The organism is Streptomyces sp. NPDC031111 (genome assembly GCF_055570675.1).
The window spans coordinates 186,040-204,625 of the sequence record NZ_JBVIGS010000014.1 but is presented as its reverse complement, the minus strand read 5'-3'; the positions used below and the strand labels follow the sequence as shown (position 1 = coordinate 204,625).

Here is an 18,586-nt window from a genome sequence, read left to right as displayed (position 1 = left end):
GTGGCACCACGACCCTTGAATGAAATCGTCGAAGCGGGCTGGGCGAAGGCCCTGGAGCCGGTGGCCGAACGGGTCGCCGGAATGGGGGACTTCCTGCGCGCGGAGATCGCCGCGGGACGCACCTACCTCCCGGCCGGGGCGAACGTCCTGCGGGCCTTCCAGCAGCCCTTCGACGAGGTACGCGTTCTGATCGTCGGGCAGGACCCGTACCCCACCCCGGGGCACGCGGTGGGACTGTCGTTCTCGGTCGCGCCCGAGGTGCGACCGCTGCCGGGCAGCCTCATCAACATCTTCCGGGAGCTGAACAACGACCTGGGCCTGCCCCAGCCGTCGAGCGGTGACCTCACGCCGTGGACCCGGCAGGGAGTGCTGTTGCTGAACAGGGCGCTGACGACGGCCCCGCGCAAGCCGGCCGCCCATCGCGGCAAGGGCTGGGAGGAGGTCACCGAACAGGCGATACGGGCGCTGGCGGGGCGGGGCAAGCCGCTGGTCTCCATTCTGTGGGGGCGGGACGCCCGCAACTGCCGTCCACTGCTCGGTGATCTGCCCGCGGTGGAGTCGGCCCATCCGTCGCCGATGTCCGCCGACCGCGGCTTCTTCGGGTCCCGCCCGTTCAGCCGGGCCAACGACCTGCTGATCCGCCAGGGCGGCCAGCCCGTGGACTGGCGCCTGCCGTGACCGGGCCCGGCTTCCTCGCCGTGGACTCCGGGGGCTCCGGTCTGCGGGTCGTCGTCGGGGCCGGCGGGCGCGGCCCGCTGGCCCGGGGCGCCTCCGCGGAACCGGTGCGCACCGGAGCGCGGGGCCTCGACGCCGGGCACCTCATGGAGCAACTGGTCCCGATGGCGCGGGCCTTGTGCGCGGAGGCCGGGATCGAGCGGCTGACGGCGGCCGTCGTCGGCGCGGCCGGGCTGGCCAGTCTGGGGGACGAGCTGCGCGCGGAGCTGCCGGGTGCGCTCGGCCGTGAACTGGGCGTACGGCGGGTGGTGTTGGCCGCCGACGCCGTGACCGCGTACGTGGGCGCCCTCGGCCCGCGGCCCGGTGCCGTGATCGCCGCCGGTACGGGAGTGATCGCGGTCGGCACCGATCTGACCGGCTGGCGCCGGGCGGACGGCTGGGGGCATCTGCTCGGCGACTGCGGCGGCGGGGCCTGGATCGGCCGGGCGGGGCTGGAGGCGGCGATGCGGGCGCACGACGGACGGGAGGGCGGTTCCGCGCGGCTGCTGGAAGGCGCCGAGGACATGTTCGGTCCGGCGGCCGGGCTGCCCGGCCGGCTGTATCCGCGGACCGACCGGCCGGCCGTGCTCGCCTCCTTCGCGCCCCGGGTGGGCGAGTGCGCGGCCGACGGCGAGCCCGTCGCCGTGGAGATCCTGCGGGCCGCGGCCCGGCACATGGCGGACTCCGCCGTGGCCGTGTGCCCGGCTGCGGGCGAGCCGGTGGTCGGTCTCACCGGCGGCCTGTTCAAGATGGGTGCCGCGCTGCTCGATCCCCTGGACGAGGAGCTGGCCGGGCGGCTGCCGCGGGCGCGGCGGGTCCTGGCCGAGGGGGATCCCCTGCACGGGGCGGTGCGCATCGCGGACGACCTCACCGCCGGATCATTCACCCTTCCTGGCGACGAGAAGATGCTGTGCGTGACCGGCCCGGCAGGTGAGGACGTCACCCGCGCGGCCGACGTCCGTACGTAACTCATCAGACAAAACCGGACGGATACCGCTCACCTGCACCCTCCCCGAACAGGGGAGCCGGGGAAACCACTAACATGCGGCACCATGAGCACCCCCACTGGGCCCGCGTCCGGCCTGCCAGTACGAATGCCGCGCCCCCGCCAGCCCGGACGGCACCGCCGTCCCGAACCCCTGGTGGCTCCCGAGGGCGCGCCCGCGCTCGTCCTCGCCGTGCCGGGTACGCCCAGTAGTGCCACCCGCTCGCTCGCCGAAGAGGTCGTGAGCATCGCCCGTTCCGAGCTGCCCGGTCTGGACGCCCGGATCGGCTACCTCGACGGGGACGACGAGGAGTTCCCCTCGCTGCCGTCCGTCCTCACGCACGCGGCCGAGGAGCGCACCGCCCGCTTCGAGCAGGCCCGCGCCGCCGGCATGGACGTCAAGGAGCCGGACGGTCCCGTCGCCGTCGTCGTGCCGCTGCTCGCCGGTCCGGACAGCGCGCTGCTGCGCCAGGTCCGCCAGGCCGTGATGGAGAGCCGTGTCGCCGCCGAGCTGACCGATGTGCTGGGTCCGCACCCGCTGCTCGCGGAGGCGCTGCACGTGCGGCTGTCCGAGGTCGGTCTGGCCCGCGCCGACCGCGCCCGTCTGTTCACGGTGGCGACGGCCGCGGACGGCATCATCCTGGCCTCGGTGGGCGGTGACGAGGCCGTGCAGGCGGCCGGTATCACCGGCATGCTGCTCGCCGCGCGCCTCGCCGTGCCGGTGATGGCGGCCGCGCTGGACCAGGAGGGCTCCATCGCCTCCGTGGCGGAGCAGCTGCGGGGCTCCGGTTCGCAGCAGCTGGCGCTCGCCCCGTATCTGATCGGCCCGGAGATCGACGCCGGCCTCCTCGAGGAGGCGGCGAAGGAGGCGGACTGCTCCGCCGCCGAGGCGCTCGGCCCGTACCCGGCGATCGGCAAGCTGGCCCTGGCCAAGTACACGACCGCGCTGGGCATCGCCCCGCCGCAGGCGCAGAGCACCCCGGCCCGCTGACCCGGCCGGTTCCCGCACGATGGCGAAGGGCCCGTTCCGGATTCCGGAGCGGGCCCTTCGTCGCGGCCGGACCGCGCCGGTCAGCCGGTGACCACGCAGGACGCCGCCGGCACCGGGATCGCGCCCGCACGCCGGGGCACTCCCGTGTCCGGGTCGAGCGCGAACCAGGTCACGTCCCCGGAGCGCTCGTTCGCGACGTACAGGACACCGTCGGACTCCGTGATCGCGCGGGGCCAGTGCCCGCCGCAGGGGACGGTGGTGAGCGGGGTCAGCTCCTTGCCCTCCCCCGCGACCGCGAACACGGTCAGGACGTCCTCACCGCGGGTCGCGGTCCACACGAAGCGGCCGTCGGGCGAGACGGCCACCCCGGACGGATAGGCGTCACCCGCCGGGGTGCCGGGCAGGACCGGGATCTCGGCGAGCGGCCTCAGCGCGCCCTCGGCGGCGTCCCAGTGGCAGACGACGAGGGCGGGGCTGAGCTCGTTGAGGACGTAGGCGTACGAACCGTCCGGGTGGAAGGCCAGGTGCCGCGGGCCGGACCCGGGACGCAGCGCGATCTCCCGGTGGGGCGAGAGGGCGCCGTCGGCCAGCGCGCAGACCCGTACCGAGTCCGTGCCGAGGTCGACGGCGACCACCCAGCGGCCGCTCGGATCGGGGCGCACCTGATGGGCGTGCGGGCCCTGCTGACGCTGCGGATGAGGGCCGGAACCGGTGTGCCGGAGCACCCCTGACACGGAGCGCGCGAGGGTGCCGTCCGGACGGACGGGAACGACGCTGACACTGCCCGAGCCGTAGTTCGCGGTGAGGACGTGTCCCGCGAAGAGGCTGAGGTGCGTCGGTCCGCTGCCCTCCACCGGCACCTCACGCCCGGCCGGTTCCGGCTCGTTCCCGGTGACGCGGAACGCGGCCACCGCGCCCTCGGCCGTCTCGCTGACCGCGTACAGCGTGCGGCGGTCGGGTGAGAGGGCCAGGTAGGAGGGGTCGGGCAGGACGTTCGCGGTGCCCAGGACGGTCAGGGCGCCGCTGCCCGGTTCGACGGCGGCGGTGACGATGCCCGGGCCTCCGGCCGCCGTGAACGACCCGATGAACGCCCGCCGACTGCCGTCCGCCACCTCTGTCCCCTCTCGTCCGATGCCGACCGGGGTGACGGTAGCAGTCGATCACGCAAGGTCTAGACCAAGGGTCCTGTGCGTCTCTCGCGTGTCAGGCCCCGACCAGCGGGGAGCCGGACGGCGCCCGCAGTGGAGCGGCCAGTTCGGCGAGGGCGCGCTCCAGGCCGTGCAGATGGGCCAGGGCGGGCTCGGTACCGGCCGGGTCGGTCCGTACGGCGATGTCGCGGCCGCCGGTGAGCGCCTCGACGGCGGCCTCCACGCGCCAGCAGGCGGCGGCCAGGCGGGCGTCGTGCGAGGCCTCCGGGTCGGCGGCGACGGCGACGAGGCCGCGGATCTCCCGGGCGCAGTCGTCGAGCAGGTCGAGCACCCGGCGGGCGCGCCGCTTGCGGGCCGGCATGGGGTTGAGGGGGTGCACCAGCGGGGCGAGCGAGAGCCGTACCCGGGCGAGCAGCTGTTCCAGCTCCGCCACCATCGGCGCCGGGTCGGCGTCCGCGGTCCCGGCCAGCCGTGCGGCCGCCTCCGCGGTGCACGCGTGGACGCAGCGCAGCGCCCGCTCGATCCAGGCGGCGGTGATGCTGTGCGTGGTCACGGGCAGGACGAACGCCACCGCCAGCACGGCGCCCAGCGCGCCGACGCCGGTCTCCACGACCCGCAGTGCCAGCAGGCCGGGGGTGAGCACGCCCAGCAGGCCGTAGAGCATGGCGGCGAGCACCGTCACCCAGAGCATCATCCAGGTGTAGGACACCGCGGCCGTGTAGAAGATGCCGAACACGGAGACGGCGACGACCAGGGCCGTGACCGGTCCGTCGCCGTGCGCGGGGACGGCGACGCACAGCGCGAGCCCGATGCCGATGACCGTGCCCAGCACCCGCCGGAAGCCGCGCACCAGGGTCTCGCCGCGCGAGGTGGTGTTGACGAAGATCCACCAGGTGGCGCCGACGGCCCAGTACCAGCGCTGTCCGGACACCAGCTGGCCCACGACCAGGGCGAAGCCCGCGCCGGCGGTCGCCTGGACCGCTTGGCGGGTGGTCACGCGGGCCAGCCCGGTGCCGCCGGGCGGGGCCGGTACGACGGCCGGGGGCAGGCGGCGCTCGTAGCACCACAGCCCGAACCGCACCGTGGCCGCGGCCAGCACGGACAGCAGGACGGAGGCGTAGAGCTCGGGCAGCTGGGCGGTCCTCGTGTGCAGGAACTGCGCCACGAAGTAGGTCATGAACGCGAAGACGCCGAGGCTGTGGCCGCGCGGGCCCCAGCGCCGGGCGTACACGCCCAGTCCGACCACGGCGAGGAAGGCGAGGTCCCGGGCCACCGGCTGGTCGTGCAGCACGGCCGCGACGGCGAGCACCGGCAGGCCGACGGCGGGCAGCAGCGCCGTGGTGACGGCCTGCCCGCGGACGGTGGGGTCGGTGACGGTGAACAGGGCGAGCAGCGCGGCGAGCCCACCGGTGACGGCACCGGTGAGCGAGTGTCCGGCCAGGCCGCAGACGACGACGGCCAGCCCGATGCCGAGCACGGCCCGCGTCGCGAAGCGCAGCCGGATCCGGCCCGGGTCCGGAGCCATGAACACCCTCTTCAGCACCGCTTACCGCCCCCTGGGAATGGTTGATGTGCGCCGTGGCACGAAAAAGGCGCCGCGGGGTCCGCAGCGCCATCGACTCGTCCATATCACCACCTCACCCACCAGTGGCTCAACAGCCTCGTGTGAGAGTGTGCCATTGGTACAGTGATCACGGCATTCCTACGGCCATCCAGGTGCCAATGGCCGACGTGGAGACCTGGGACCTCATGGCCGTGGACGAACTCGACACCCGCATCCTGCGGCTGCTGCTGGAGCAGCCGCGCACCAGCGTGCGGGAGTACGCCCGGCTCCTCGGGGTCGCCCGCGGCACCCTCCAGGCCCGGCTCGACCGCATGGAGCGCGAAGGCGTGATCACCGGCACCGGGCCGGCCCTCTCCCCCGCCGCGCTGGGCCACCCCGTGCTGGCGTTCGTGCACATCGAGGTCACCCAGGGACACCTGGACGAGGTGGGCGACGCGCTGGCCGCCGTACCGGAGATCGTCGAGGCGTTCTCCATCACGGGCGGCGGCGATCTGCTGACCCGGGTCGTGGCGCGCGACAACGCGCATCTGGAGGACGTGATCCAGAAGCTGATCAGTCTGCCGGGCGTGGTCCGCACCCGTACCGAGGTGGCGCTGCGCGAGCGCGTGCCGCACCGGATGCTGCCCCTGGTGGAGTCGATCGGCCGGACGGCACGGAAGTGAGCCCTGTCATCCTGGACCCCATGAGCACGCTCGGCAGCCTCTCGGTCATCTTCGATCTCGACGGAACGCTCGTGGACAGCGAGCCGAACTACTACGAAGCGGGCCGCCGGACGCTCGCCGAGTACGGCGTCCCGGACTTCTCCTGGACCGAGCACGAGCGGTACGTCGGGATCAGCACCCGGGACACGATCGCCGACTGGCGGCGGCGCTACCGACTGTCCGCCCCGGTGGAGGAACTGCTCGCGGTCAAGGACCGCCACTATCTGGAGCTGGCCCGCGCCGGGACGAAGGTGTACCCGGAGATGCTGGCGTTCGTCGAGCTGCTGGCGGACGAGGGTGTGCCAATGGCCGTGGCCTCCGGTTCCTCGCCCGAGGCCATCGGGGCGATCCTGGCGGGCACGGGGCTGGACAGGCGGCTGCGCACCGTCGTAGCGGCCGACCAGGTGGCCCACGGCAAGCCGGCCCCCGACATCTTCCTGGAGGCGGCACGCAGGCTCGGCTCGGACCCCGCCGACTGCGTGGTGGTCGAGGACGCGGCCCCGGGCGCCGCCGCCGCGCACGCGGCCGGGATGCGCTGCATCGCGATCCCGTATGTCGCCGCGCAGGCCGACGCGCCGGAGTTCGCCACCGCGGGCCTGCTGCTGCGCGGCGGCCAGTCGGAGTTCACGGCGCGGGCGGCGCGCACCTGGCTGGCGGACTCCGCCCGGCGTTCCTGACACCACCCGCCGTCCGCGCGCCCGGCGAACGTCCGGAACCGATCGCTCCCGGACCGTTGACGCCTTTCCGCCCCCTCCCTATCGTCTGGTCGATCGTTCGTACAACGTTCGTGATATCGAACAGAGGAGCATCCATGGCACGGCCCCTCTCCAGACGAACCCTCTTCCAGGCAGCCGCCCTGACGGCGACGGCCACCGCGGTCTCCGCCGCGGCCACCGGGCGCGCCGTCGCCGCTCCCGCCGCTCCGGCCGCCCCCTCCGGCGTGCCCGCGGCCTGGACCGTGCGGCCGTTCGGGCTCGAGGACGTGACGCTCGGACCGGGCGTCTTCGCCGACAAGCGGCAGCTGATGCTCGACCACGCCCGCGGCTACGACGTGAACCGGCTGCTCCAGGTCTTCCGCGCCAACGCCGGACTCCCTGCCGGGGGCGCGGTCGCCCCCGGCGGCTGGGAGGGACTGGACGGGGAGGCCAACGGCAATCTGCGCGGCCACTACACCGGCCACTTCCTGACGATGCTGGCGCAGGCGTACCGCGGCACCGGCGAGCAGGTCTTCGCGGACCGGATCGGCACCATGGTCGGGGCCCTGACGGAGGTACGGGAGGCGCTGCGGCACGACCCGGCCACGCTGAGCGTCGACGGGCGGTTCGGCCGCGCGGCGGAGCTCGTACGCGGCTCCCACCAGTACGTGGACCTTCCGGCGGCCGTCCTCGCCGACACCGAGGCGCTCACCCTGTCCGCGTGGGTGCGGCCGGCCCACGACGCCGCCTGGGCCAGGGTCTTCGACTTCGGCGACGACACCACCCGCTATCTGTATCTGGCCGCCCGCAACGCCGACGGGGTACCGCGGTTCGCCGTCACCACCTCGGGCCCGGGCGGCGAACAGGGCCTGGACGGCACCGCCCCGCTGCCGCTCGACGAGTGGAGCCATCTGGCGGTGACCCTCGCCGAGGGCACCGGCACGCTGTACGTCAACGGCACCGCCGTGGCCCGGAGCACGGCCATCACCCTGACCCCGGCGGCGCTCGGCACGCTCACGAACAACTGGCTGGGCCGCTCGAACTTCCCCGCCGATCCGGTCTTCGCGGGCGCCTTCGAGGGCGTCGACGTCTTCTCTCGGGCGCTGACCGCCGAGGAGGTCAGGGAGTTGCGGGACCACCGTGCCGCCGACGCGTCGGCCGGCCGGGGCGATCTGGCGTCGTACGCGTTCGACGAGACGACCGGGGCGACGTTCGCGGACGCCTCCGGCCGGGGCCTGGACGCCACCCTGCGCCGCACCTGGGGCGCGCCCAGCCACCCCGGCTTCCTCGCCGCGTACCCGGAGACGCAGTTCATCGCTCTGGAGTCGATGACCGGCAGCGACTACACCCGGGTGTGGGCGCCGTACTACACCGCGCACAAGATCCTCAGAGGGCTGCTGGACGCGTATCTCGCCACGGACGACGACCGGGCGCTCGATCTGGCGTCCGGCATGTGCGACTGGATGTACGCACGGCTCTCCGTGCTGCCGGCGGCCACCCGGCAGCGGATGTGGGGGCTCTTCTCCAGCGGGGAGTTCGGCGGCATCGTCGAGGCGATCTGCGACCTGCACTCGGTCACCGGACGTCCCGAACACCTCGCCCTCGCCCGGCTGTTCGACCTGGACCGACTCATCGACGCCTGCGCCGCCGGCACCGACATCCTCGACGGGCTGCACGCCAACCAGCACATCCCGATCTTCACGGGCCTGGTGCGGCTGCACGACGAGACGGGTGAGGAGCGCTACCTCACGGCCGCGCGGAACTTCTGGCGCATGGTCGTTCCGCACCGGATGTACGCGATCGGCGGCACCAGCAGCGGCGAGTTCTGGAAGGCCCGCGACGTGATCGCGGGCACGATCGGTGACACCACGGCGGAGACCTGCTGCGCGTACAACATGCTGAAGCTGAGCCGGACGCTGTTCTTCCACGAGCAGGACCCGGCGTACATGGACTACTACGAGCGGGCCCTGTTCAACCAGGTGCTCGGCTCCAAGCAGGACCGGCCGGACGCGGAGAAGCCGCTCGTCACCTACTTCATCGGCCTGACGCCCGGCCATGTGCGCGACTACACGCCCAAGCAGGGGACGACCTGCTGCGAGGGCACCGGCATGGAGAGCGCCACGAAGTACCAGGACTCGGTGTACTTCGCGAAGACCGACGGGACCGCCCTGTACGTCAACCTGTACAGCGCCTCCCGGCTGACCTGGGCCGAGAAGGGCGTCACGGTCACCCAGACCACGCGTTACCCGGAGGAGCGGGGCAGCACGCTCACCATCGGGGGCGGGACCGCCTCCTTCACGCTGCTGCTGCGGGTGCCGTCCTGGGCGACCGCCGGCTTCCGGGTGACGGTCAACGGGCGTGCCGTACCGGGCACTCCGGTCCCCGGCCGCTACTTCGCCGTCCGGCGGACCTGGCGCGAGGGCGACACCGTACGGATCTCCGTGCCCTTCCGGCTGCGGGTGGAGCCCACCCCGGACGATCCCGGCCTCCAGGCTCTGTTCCTGGGCCCGGTCCATCTGGTCGCCCGTCGGCCGGGGCCGGACGCCGTACGGTTCGGGCTGTACCGCAACGCCGGGCTCTCCGGCGATCTGCTGCCGTCCCTCACCCCGGTCCCGGGCAAGCCCCTGCACTACACGCTCGACGGCATCGAGCTGGCCCCCTTCGCCGAGGGGACCGAGGACCCGACGCACGCCTACGTCCGGCGCTCGGAACCACGTGTGATCTTCGGCATGTCCGACTCCGGTGTCGCCAACCCCGCTCGGGGCGACGGCACGACGCTGCTCGACGAGATCTGGGCCGGAGCGCCCTTCCACGACAAGGGAGCACTGGTGACACGGGTGCGGTCCACCGTGGCGGGCTGGGTGTCCGAGGGTCTGCTGAGCCGCGCCGACGGCGACAAGGTGGTGAGTACGGCGCGGAGGGCCGGCTACGCCGACTGAGACCGTCCGAAAATTCTTTCCCGAACGATGATTGCCCCGCGCCTTCCGTCCGTACTTCCTGCTGTTGGGCCGTTTCATATCCCAGGAGGCACGATGCGCATCTCGCGCAGCACGGCAGGAACCGCGTTCGTGGGCGGAGCCATGATCCTCACCCTCACCGCGCTCGCCTATCCCACCATGCTGGGCGTACAGAACACCTCGACCAAGCAGGACCGCGTGGTGGCCAACACGAACTACGGCCCGCTGACCGAGGCGGACCGCGACTTCGTGGTGAAGGTGCGCGCGGCGGGGCTGTGGGAGCACCCGCTGGGGCTGCTGGCGATGGAGCGGGGCACGACACCGGAGATGAAGGAGGCGGGCGAGCACCTGGTCGTCGGGCACGGCCGGCTCGACGCCAGCTGCCGCAAGATCTCCCTGGAGCTCGGCATCACCCTGCCGAACCAGGCGTCACCGCAGCAGCAGGGGTTCGTGGACACTGTGAAGTCCACCACCGGCAAGGAGTTCGACTCCACGGCGGTGAACATCATGCGCGTGACGCACGGGCAGATCTTCCCGGCCATCGCCAAGATCCGGGCCAACACCAGGAACACCCTCATCCGCCAACTGGCCGACCAGGCCAACGACACGGTGCTCGACCACATCACCGTGCTGGAGAAGACGGGGCTGGTCAATCACGAGCAGGTCAACTTCCAGCAGACCAGCCCGCCCAAGATGCCGCAGGAGCAGGTGACCCCGCCCGCTCCGCAGGCGGGTGCGCCGGTCCTCGCGCTGGAGATCCCCAAGGAGCTGGAGGACCTGAACACGGCGTCTCCGGCGCCGTCACCGTCCCCCACGGTGCGGTAGCGCGGTCATGACCCGCGGCGGGGCCTGCCCCGTCGCGGGTTCTTCGTCGTGCCGCCGCTGCCCGACCGGCGCCCCCGGCCGCCGGACCCGCCGGACGGCCGGCGGGGCTGGGCGGGACGCTCGGGCTTCTTCTGCTCCGGCTGCTGCTTGCGCCCGCGGGTGCTGTTGACGGTCCGGCCCCGGACGATGCCGATGAAGTCCTCGACCTGGTCCGTCGTCGCCGCCTCGGGCCAGGCCAGCGCCACGCTCGACCCGGGGGCCTCCTCCAGCGGCCGGTGCGTGAGGTCCTTGCGGTGGTGCAGCCGGGCGAGCGACAGCGGGACGACGAGCACGCCGATCCCGGCCGCGACGAGCTCGATCGCGTCGGCGGTGGTGGCGGGCCGTTCGAGGGCGGGCCGTCCGGGCAGGCTCTCCCACTCGAGGACGTCGTCCAGCGGGTGCAGCACGATGTCGTCGGCCAGGTCCTCCGGGGTCACCGCGTCGGCCGCCGTGACGAGGTGGTCCCTCGGCACCACGACGACCGTCTGCTCGGTGTAGAGGGGGATCGCGCTGAGGACCGTACGGTCCACGGGCAGCCGGACGAGACCCGCGTCGGCGTCGCCGCCCAGCAGCAGCCCCTGCGCCGCTTCGGCGGGCACCTGGGTGAGGGTCAGCGGGACGTCGGGCAGCCGCTCGTTCCAGATGCGCACCCATTTGTCGGGCATCACCCCGGGTACGTACACGAGCCGGAACGAGGGGGACACTTCCGAGCCTGTCACCTGGCCAGGTTACCGGCCGTGGTCGGAGGTCGTGCACACGGTCGATACCCTGGACGCCATGACGCAGCACCAGAGCACCCAGACGATGAAGCCCGCGACCGCGGCGAAGAAGCTGGGTGTGTACCTCGACGCCACCCCCGCCGACTTCCGGGAGGGTGTCGTCTCACGCGCCGAGCTGAACGCGCTCCAGGCCGATCCGCCGCAGTGGCTGCGGGACCTGCGGCGCGACGGTCCGCACCCCCGCCCGGTGGTCGCGGCGAAGCTGGGCGTGTCCATCGCCGGTCTCGCGCGCGGCGGGGTCACCGAGGCCCTCACCACCGACCAGATCGAGGCGCTCAAGGAGGAGCGCCCCGAGTGGCTGGAGCGGGAGCGCGCCACCCAGGCCGAGGTGCGCAAGGAGGCCGCGCGGATCAAGAAGCGGAACGCGGAGCGCGCGGAACGCCACGACTGACCGAAACGCCAGCCCGCGCCACCCTTCCGGTGGATAGAAATATCTACCAGCATGGCCGTACCGCACGCGCCCGCAGCGGCGCCGCCGACCGCGCCGGGGTGGGACATGCACAGCGTCATGTGGAAGCAAGCCGTCGAGTGGCTGGCCGCGGCGGCCACGGACCCGCAGGAGTGCAAGCGCGACTGGGACCACGGGAAGGGGACGGCGCTGCTCGCGGCGGGCCGGTACTGGGACGTGCTGAGCGTGCCCGACCGCCTCGGGCTGCTCGCCCTGGACATCCTGTGGCGCGATCCCCTGAAGGTGCCCGGGCCCACACTGGTGGACGTCACCGCCCGCAGGGTGGGCTTCTTCCTGCCGCCCGACCCGGTCAGCGAGTGGGTCGGGTGCGGGGTGCGGCACGTCGGCCGGGGCTCCTGGGTCGCCGTTCCGCCGCCGTACCGGCCGGCCGGGCGTCTGGAGTGGCTCGTCCCGCCGGACGGCACCGGCACCCTGCACGCTCCCGGCCCGCTCGAACTGGCGTTGCGCCGGGCGACCGGCACCCTCGCCGTCCTGGCGCCGGTCAGCGCGGAGTCCGCTGGGCCCGAGGGCTGGTGAGCTCCCCGCGGGCGTCCTCGGCGGAGGCCGACAGGAGAGGGACCGGGACGAGGAAGGGCACGGGCAGCACCGTCGCGCGTTCGTTCGCCGTGGCGGCGGCGAAGGAGGCCCACAGGCCGTCGCGGTGCTCCGGGACGGTGTGCCCCCTGGCCCGCCACTCCGCGACGAGGGCCGCGTAGATCGGCGTATGGCCCCCGTACCCGCTGGTGAGTTCGGCGTACAACCGGCCCGCGGCGTCGTGCCCGAGAAGGCGCCGCGCCGTCCCAGTGCTGTCCATGCCGGTCCAACGCGCCCCCGTGCGCCGGTGGTACGCCGGCCCGCCGCACGTCCGCCGGGTCGGGTGAGGCCATCACCCGTACGGCCCTCATCGGACAGCCGCCGTCGCTTGACCCTCGACCTTGTCGAGGGACCAGGGTTCCGGGTGTGGAGAGCGAGATGCACAGCATTGGTGAGACGGCCCGGAACAGCGGGCTGGGCGTGAGCGCCCTGCGGTTCTACGACCGTGCCGGTGTCCTGGTGCCTGCCCGGGTGGATCCGGTCAGCGGCTACCGCTGGTACGCCCCCGAGCAGCTGGACGAGGCCCGGCTGCTGGCCCGGCTGCGCCGGGCCGGGATGCCGCTGGCGGACATCCGGCTGGTGCTGGCCGGCTGGTCCGGCGCGGACACCGGTCTCGTACGCCGGCTCCTCGAGGCGCATCTGCTCCGGCTGGAGCAGGGGCTGTCCGACGCCCGTGCCGAGTTCTCCACGCTCCGAGCCCTACTCGACCACAGGGAGAACCCCATGACCTCGCTCCGCACCGACACCGCCGTCCGGCTGTCCGTCTCCGGCCCCGGGCTGGCCGCCGCCCTGGACGCGGTCCGGTTCGCGGCCGGCACCGACCCCGAGCTGCCGATGCTCGGCGGGATCCTGTTCGACGTGGAGGACGACGCGCTGTGCCTCGCGGCCACGGACCGGTACCGCATGGCCGTGGCCCGCGCCGACGCGAGCGGCTCCGAGGGGTCCCGCGTCCGGGTCACCGTGCCCCTCGCGCTCGCCGACGCGATGCGGGCGCTGCTGGACGGGGAGGAACAGGTCCGGCTCTCCGTGGACGGCGACCGCGTGACCCTGGAGACCGGGGACCGGCAGACGGCCGGCCGCTGCCTCGGCCACGACTTCCCCGACTACCGGCGCCTGGTCCGCCTCCCGGCCGGGCGGCGCTCCCTGGTGGACGTGCCCGCGTTCCGGGAGGCGGTGCGCACGGGTCCCGTCCGCGTGAACGAGGACCCGGACGCCGTGGGCCGCGAGCTCACCGTGCTGCGGGTGTCGGAGGACGGCTCGGTCGCCCCGGCCGGGGACGGTGCCGACGGCCGGGATCTCGTCGCCTTCAACCGCGCGTTCCTGCTGGACGCGCTGGACGCGGCGGCCGGTGACCGGCTGGTCCTCGAGTTCGGCGACCCCACGGCCCCGCTCGCGATCCGCCGGCCGGACGACGAGCACACGTTCTCGATGCTGATGCCGGTGCGGCTGGAGAACTAGGGGGTGTCGTTCGGATCAGGCCGGCTCCGGGTGACGGCGCCTTGTCAGCCGGCCGGAGCGGGGTCTGGTGCGTGCAGCTGCTGGGGGCACCTCCCACGCCCGTTCAGGGCAGTGGGGGAGGAGGAGGGCGACAGGGCGGAGCCCTGGCAACCGACGACAACGCGGCAGATGCGCGTGCCAGGCCCCGCGACCCCGGCGAGATCCAAACGACACCCCCTGGATCGCTCGGCGCGGCGGTTCAGTCGGTTCGGCTCTCGTCCACCGGTTCCAGCGTCTCGGCGGCCGGCGCCGTGCGGCTCGCGGGCACGGCGTCGGCGGCCGCGGCGCGCCGGGCGGTCAGGCGCAGCGCGATGGGCTCGGTGTAGCGGGCCGTGAGCGGGCCCAGGACCACCAGTACCAGGACGTACGCCGTGGCCAGCGGGCCGAGTTCCGGTTCGATGCCCGCGGTGACCGCGAGTCCGGCGATGACGATGGAGAACTCGCCCCGGGCGACCAGGGTGCCGCCCGCGCGCCAACGGCCCTTGGGCGAGATCCCGGCCCGGCGGGCGGCCCAGTACCCGGTGGCGACCTTCGTCAGTGCGGTGACGACGGCGAGCGCGAGGGCGGGAACGATCACCGGCGGGATGGACTCGGGATCGGTGTGCAGTCCGAAGAAGACGAAGAACACCGCGGCGAACAGGTCCCGCAGCGGCGCCAGCAGGTTGTGCGCGCCCTCGGCGACCTCCCCGGACAGGGCGATGCCGACCAGGAACGCGCCCACGGCCGCCGAGACCTGGAGCTGCTGGGCGAGCCCGGCGACCAGCAGCGTCAGGCCCAGCACCACCAGGAGCAGCTTCTCCGGGTCGTCGCTGGAGACGAAGCGGGATATCACCCGTCCGTAGCGGACGGCGACGAACAGCACGAGCCCGGCCACGCCCAGCGCGATGGCCAGCGTGACGCTGCCGGCGGCGAGGCTGACTCCGGCCAGCAGCGCGGTGATGATCGGCAGGTAGACCGCCATGGCCAGGTCCTCGAGCACCAGGATGCTGAGGATGACGGGCGTCTCGCGGTTGCCGAGGCGTCCGAGGTCCCCGAGGACCTTCGCGATGACGCCGGAGGAGGAGATCCAGGTGACGCCGGCCAGGACGACCGCGGCGACCGGGCCCCAGCCCATCAACAGGGCGAGGGCGGCGCCGGGCAGGGCGTTGAGGGCCATGTCCACGAGGCCGGCCGGGTACTGGGTCTTGAGGTTGGAGACGAGGTCGCTGGCCGTGTACTCCAGGCCGAGCATGAGCAGCAGCAGGATCACGCCTATCTCGGCGCCGATCGCGACGAACTCCTCGCTCGCGCCGAGCGGAAGCAGCCCGCCCTCGCCGAACGCGAGGCCGGCCAGCAGGTAGAGGGGGATCGGGGAGAACTGAAGGCGTCCGGCGAGGCGTCCCAGCAGGCCGAGGCCGAGAATGATCGCGCCGAACTCGATCAGGAAGACCGCGGAGGAGTGCACGCGCTCACTCCCGCCCGAGTATCTCGGCGGCGGCCTCGATGCCCTCGCGGGTGCCGATCAGGATCAGCGTGTCCCCGCCGGCCAGCCGGAAGTCCGGCGCGGGGGACGGGATCGCCTCGGCCCGCCGCAGCACGGCCACGATCGACGCGCCGGTGTCGGTGCGCATGCGGGTGTCGCCCAGCAGCCGCCCGTTCCAGTGGGAGGCGGCGGACAGTTCGACGCGCTCGGCGACCAGTCCCAGGTCGGTGGTGTGCAGCAGGTTGGGGCTGTGGTGGGCGGGCATCAGCGCGTCGATCAGGGCGGCGGACTCGGCGACGGTCAGGCGCAGCGACCGGGCACAGGCGTCCGGGTCGTCGGAGCGGTAGACGTTGACCGTGCGGGCTCCGTCCCGGTGCGCTATCACGGACAGGTGCTCGTGCTCACGCGTGGTGAGGTCGTATTTCACGCCGATGCCGGGCAGCGGCGTGGCGCTCATCCGTGGAGCAGGCACAGCCCGTCCCCTTCCGTCTCTTCTCGTGTCGTCAGGTGGGGTGCCGGCCGGGCCGTCGCACGGCACTGATGATCCACCCCCACCCGGGACATGGTGCCATCCCGCCATGCGGCCGGAACATGGGTGTTGTCACGGATGGACAGGGGGCGCGGGCGCGGCCGAGGATGCCCACGGAGACCGTATTTCCGCAGGTCGGAGCCGGATGGGTACACGCCCTCCCGCGCGGGTACCCGGGTGCCCCGCCGGGGCCGGGGACGGGAGTGTGAAGTGAGTGACACGGTGATCGTAGGAGTGGACGGTTCGCCGTCCAGTCTCGCCGCGGTCGACGTCGCGGCCCATGAGGCGCGGCTGCGCGGCGCGCGGTTGCGCATCGTGCACGCGTTCAGTCACCCCGCCGACCTGGACCCGATGATCCACGGTGTGCTGGCGCAGGCCGAGCAGCGCGCCCACGACCACGCGCCCGGTCTGGAGGTCGGGCGGACCGTGGCGTCCGGGGAGACGCTGACGGTGTTGCAGAGCGAGTCGCGCCACGCGGTGCTGGCCGTGCTCGGCGGTCGGGGCCGCGGGGGTTTCGGGGATCTGCTGCTGGGCTCGACGGTCGTGCAGCTGGCCGCGCACGGGCACTGCCCGCTCCTGGTGGTCCGTGGCCGTGCCGATCCCGAAGGTCCGGTGCTCCTCGCCGTGGACGGTTCGCCGGCCGGGGACGCGGCGGCGGGGTTCGCCTTCGCCGAGGCCGCGTTGCGCGGGGCGCCGCTGGTCGCGACGCACGTGTGGAACACCTGGAGCGAGCCGACGCCGTACGAGGGTTTCGCCGATCCGTTGAACGTGGTGGTGGATCTCGACCGGCTCGGTGAGAGGCACCAGCGGTTGCTGGAGGAAGCGGTGGCTCCGTGGCGGGAGGCCCGTCCCGAGGTCGACGTGGAACTGCGCGCGGAGCGGGGGCGGGTGCGTCACACGCTGCTCGAGGAGACCCGTGCGGCCCAGCTGGTGGTGACCGGGGCACGCGGGCACGGCGGCTTCACGGGGATGCTGCTCGGTTCGGTCAGCCAGGCGCTGCTGTACCACGCCGACTGTCCGGTCGCCGTAGTCCGCGGCCGGGGCTGACCACCTCCGGGTCAGCCGAGGAAGCTCAGCCGCACCCGGCGGTCGGGGTTGTCCCTGTTGGTGTCGACCAGGCACACCGACTGCCAGGTGCCGAGGGCCGGCCGTCCGCCCACCACCGGGAGCGTCGCGTGCGGCGGGACGAAGGCGGGCAGGACGTGGTCGCGCCCGTGACCGGGGCTGCCGTGGCGGTGCTGCCAGCGGTCGTCGGCGGGCAGCAGGGTGTGCAGGGCGGACAGGAGGTCGTCGTCGCTGCCGGCGCCGGTCTCGATGACGGCGATACCGGCCGTGGCGTGCGGCACGAAGATGTTCAGCAGGCCGTCACGGCCGGCCGCCACCTCGCGCAGGAAGGACTCGCAGTCGCCGGTGATGTCGACGACCCTCTCGTCGGAGCCGGTGGCGATGTTCAGGACTCGGGTGGTGAAGGCATCGGACATGTGCTCCATCCTGGCCCATGCGCCCCGGATCCACGGGGAGCTGCGGCGGGAAGATCCACGGCCTCCCCTCGGTTGGTAGAAGCGTGAACAACATGCGCGAGGTCGAGGTGGTCGTCACGGGCGCCGGGCAGGCCGGGCTGTCGAGCGCCTATCACCTGCGGCGGACCGGTTTCGAGCCGGACCGGGACTTCGTGGTGCTGGACCACTCCCCCGGCCCCGGCGGCGCCTGGCAGTTCCGGTGGCCCTCGCTGACGTACGGCAAGGTGCACGGGATGCACGCGCTGCCGGGCATGGAACTCACGGACGCCGATCCGTCGCGGCCCTCGTCCGAGGTGATCGGCGAGTACTTCGACCGCTACGAGCGGACGTTCGACCTCCGCGTACGGCGTCCGGTGGACGTGCGGGCGGTGCGCGAGGGGTCCGGCGGGCGGCTGCTGGTGGAGACCTCGGACGGCACGTGGTCGACCCGGGCGCTGATCAACGCGACCGGCACCTGGGACCGGCCGTTCTGGCCGCGCTATCCGGGCCAGGAGACCTTCCGGGGGCGGCAGTTGCACACGGCGCGGTACCCGGGGCCCGAGGCGTTCGCCGGGCAGCGGGTGGTCGTGGTGGGCGGCGGGGCGTCCGGCACCCAGCACCTGCTGGAGATCGCGCGGTACGCGGCGGCCACCACCTGGGTGACCCGGCGGCCGCCCGTCTTCCGCGAGGGCCCCTTCGACGAGGAGGCGGGCCGGGCGGCCGTGGCGCTCGTCGAGGAGCGGGTGCGGCAGGGCCTGCCGCCGCGCAGCGTCGTCTCGGTGACCGGGCTGCCGCTCAACGACGCGATCCGGCAGGGGCTCGCGGACGGCGTGCTCGACCGGCAGCCCATGTTCGACCGGATCACGCCCGACGGAGTGGCGTGGGCGGACGGGCGGCGGGTGGCGGCCGACGTCATCCTCTGGGCGACCGGCTTCCGCCCCTCGATCGAGCATCTCGCCCCGCTGCGGCTCCGGGAACCCGGGGGCGGGATCCGGGTCGAGGGCACGCGGGCGGTCGCCGACCCGCGGATCCATCTGGTCGGCTACGGCCCCTCGGCCAGCACCATCGGCGCCAACCGGGCGGGACGCGCGGCGGTGCGGGACATCCGGCGGCTGCTGGCCAAGGAGCCGGTCGCGGCGTGACGGCCGGGACCGGGCCG

At 73.5% G+C, this 18,586-nt stretch carries 19 protein-coding genes; 12 read left to right on the top strand and 7 right to left on the bottom strand.

What is annotated here, in order from left to right:
• From ACZ470_RS27385 to ACZ470_RS27375, 3 genes are all read left to right on the top strand, one after another.
• On the top strand, positions 1-678 hold the full coding sequence (locus ACZ470_RS27385; RefSeq protein WP_468431387.1) for a uracil-DNA glycosylase: 678 nt from the start codon (positions 1-3) through the stop codon (positions 676-678).
• Entirely contained in the window at positions 675-1,682 is a 1,008-nt protein-coding gene (locus tag ACZ470_RS27380) for an N-acetylglucosamine kinase (RefSeq protein WP_468431386.1), read from the top strand. Before ACZ470_RS27385 ends, ACZ470_RS27380 begins: the two co-directional genes overlap by 4 nt.
• Positions 1,683-1,766: 84 nt before the next feature.
• A complete protein-coding gene (locus ACZ470_RS27375) occupies positions 1,767-2,690 on the top strand; it encodes a sirohydrochlorin chelatase (RefSeq protein ID WP_468431384.1) in 924 nt (307 codons plus the stop codon).
• Between the two features lie 80 nt (positions 2,691-2,770).
• Here ACZ470_RS27375 and ACZ470_RS27370 read toward each other — a convergent pair whose 3' ends face one another.
• Both ACZ470_RS27370 and ACZ470_RS27365 read right to left on the bottom strand, forming a co-directional pair.
• Complete coding sequence (locus ACZ470_RS27370) at positions 2,771-3,802, bottom strand: lactonase family protein (protein ID WP_468431383.1); 1,032 nt, start codon at positions 3,800-3,802, stop codon at positions 2,771-2,773.
• Between the two features lie 91 nt (positions 3,803-3,893).
• Positions 3,894-5,381, bottom strand: coding sequence for an FUSC family protein (locus ACZ470_RS27365; protein WP_468431381.1), 1,488 nt, complete (start codon positions 5,379-5,381; stop codon positions 3,894-3,896).
• Between the two features lie 206 nt (positions 5,382-5,587).
• Between ACZ470_RS27365 and ACZ470_RS27360 the strand changes: the two genes are divergently transcribed.
• The 4 genes from ACZ470_RS27360 (at position 5,588) to ACZ470_RS27345 (ending at position 10,580) form a co-directional block, all read left to right on the top strand.
• Positions 5,588-6,064, top strand: a complete 477-nt coding sequence (locus ACZ470_RS27360; RefSeq protein ID WP_468431452.1) for an Lrp/AsnC family transcriptional regulator — start codon at positions 5,588-5,590, stop codon at positions 6,062-6,064.
• 20 nt (positions 6,065-6,084) lie between these two features.
• On the top strand, positions 6,085-6,780 hold the full coding sequence (locus ACZ470_RS27355) for an HAD family hydrolase (protein ID WP_468431380.1): 696 nt from the start codon (positions 6,085-6,087) through the stop codon (positions 6,778-6,780).
• A 134-nt stretch (positions 6,781-6,914) separates the two neighbouring features.
• A complete protein-coding gene (locus ACZ470_RS27350; protein WP_468431379.1) occupies positions 6,915-9,737 on the top strand; it encodes a beta-L-arabinofuranosidase domain-containing protein in 2,823 nt (940 codons plus the stop codon).
• Between the two features lie 93 nt (positions 9,738-9,830).
• Complete coding sequence (locus tag ACZ470_RS27345) at positions 9,831-10,580, top strand: DUF4142 domain-containing protein (RefSeq protein ID WP_468431377.1); 750 nt, start codon at positions 9,831-9,833, stop codon at positions 10,578-10,580.
• A 5-nt stretch (positions 10,581-10,585) separates the two neighbouring features.
• Here the strand turns inward: ACZ470_RS27345 and ACZ470_RS27340 are convergent, their stop codons facing one another.
• Positions 10,586-11,338 carry a LysR family transcriptional regulator substrate-binding protein gene (locus tag ACZ470_RS27340; RefSeq protein ID WP_468431376.1) on the bottom strand — a complete coding sequence of 251 codons (753 nt, stop codon included), beginning with the start codon at positions 11,336-11,338 and terminating at the stop codon, positions 10,586-10,588.
• 58 nt (positions 11,339-11,396) lie between these two features.
• On the opposite strand from ACZ470_RS27340, the gene ACZ470_RS27335 reads away from it, so the two are divergent.
• Positions 11,397-11,789 (top strand): DUF5997 family protein, encoded by a 393-nt coding sequence (locus tag ACZ470_RS27335; protein ID WP_468431375.1) that lies wholly within the window; start codon positions 11,397-11,399, stop codon positions 11,787-11,789.
• A 105-nt stretch (positions 11,790-11,894) separates the two neighbouring features.
• Complete coding sequence (locus tag ACZ470_RS27330) at positions 11,895-12,383, top strand: hypothetical protein (protein WP_468431450.1); 489 nt, start codon at positions 11,895-11,897, stop codon at positions 12,381-12,383.
• Here the strand turns inward: ACZ470_RS27330 and ACZ470_RS27325 are convergent.
• Positions 12,349-12,660 (bottom strand): hypothetical protein, encoded by a 312-nt coding sequence (locus ACZ470_RS27325; protein WP_468431373.1) that lies wholly within the window; start codon positions 12,658-12,660, stop codon positions 12,349-12,351. The two genes, ACZ470_RS27330 and ACZ470_RS27325, sit on opposite strands and share 35 nt — an antisense overlap.
• 158 nt (positions 12,661-12,818) lie before the next feature.
• Between ACZ470_RS27325 and ACZ470_RS27320 the strand changes: the two genes are divergently transcribed.
• On the top strand, positions 12,819-13,898 hold the full coding sequence (locus ACZ470_RS27320) for a DNA polymerase III subunit beta family protein (RefSeq protein ID WP_468431371.1): 1,080 nt from the start codon (positions 12,819-12,821) through the stop codon (positions 13,896-13,898).
• A 238-nt stretch (positions 13,899-14,136) separates the two neighbouring features.
• Here the strand turns inward: ACZ470_RS27320 and ACZ470_RS27315 are convergent, their stop codons facing one another.
• Complete coding sequence (locus ACZ470_RS27315; RefSeq protein WP_468431369.1) at positions 14,137-15,381, bottom strand: cation:proton antiporter; 1,245 nt, start codon at positions 15,379-15,381, stop codon at positions 14,137-14,139.
• A 4-nt stretch (positions 15,382-15,385) separates the two neighbouring features.
• On the bottom strand, positions 15,386-15,871 hold the full coding sequence (locus tag ACZ470_RS27310; protein WP_468431368.1) for a cation:proton antiporter regulatory subunit: 486 nt from the start codon (positions 15,869-15,871) through the stop codon (positions 15,386-15,388).
• Between the two features lie 267 nt (positions 15,872-16,138).
• Between ACZ470_RS27310 and ACZ470_RS27305 the strand changes: the two genes are divergently transcribed.
• Positions 16,139-16,975 (top strand): universal stress protein, encoded by an 837-nt coding sequence (locus ACZ470_RS27305; RefSeq protein WP_468431366.1) that lies wholly within the window; start codon positions 16,139-16,141, stop codon positions 16,973-16,975.
• Positions 16,976-16,986: 11 nt separating this feature from the next.
• Here the strand turns inward: ACZ470_RS27305 and ACZ470_RS27300 are convergent, their stop codons facing one another.
• Positions 16,987-17,409, bottom strand: a complete 423-nt coding sequence (locus tag ACZ470_RS27300) for a YjbQ family protein (protein ID WP_468431364.1) — start codon at positions 17,407-17,409, stop codon at positions 16,987-16,989.
• Positions 17,410-17,501: 92 nt separating this feature from the next.
• Between ACZ470_RS27300 and ACZ470_RS27295 the strand changes: the two genes are divergently transcribed.
• Positions 17,502-18,569 carry an NAD(P)-binding domain-containing protein gene (locus ACZ470_RS27295; RefSeq protein WP_468431362.1) on the top strand — a complete coding sequence of 356 codons (1,068 nt, stop codon included), beginning with the start codon at positions 17,502-17,504 and terminating at the stop codon, positions 18,567-18,569.
• The last annotated feature ends 17 nt before the right edge of the window (positions 18,570-18,586 follow it).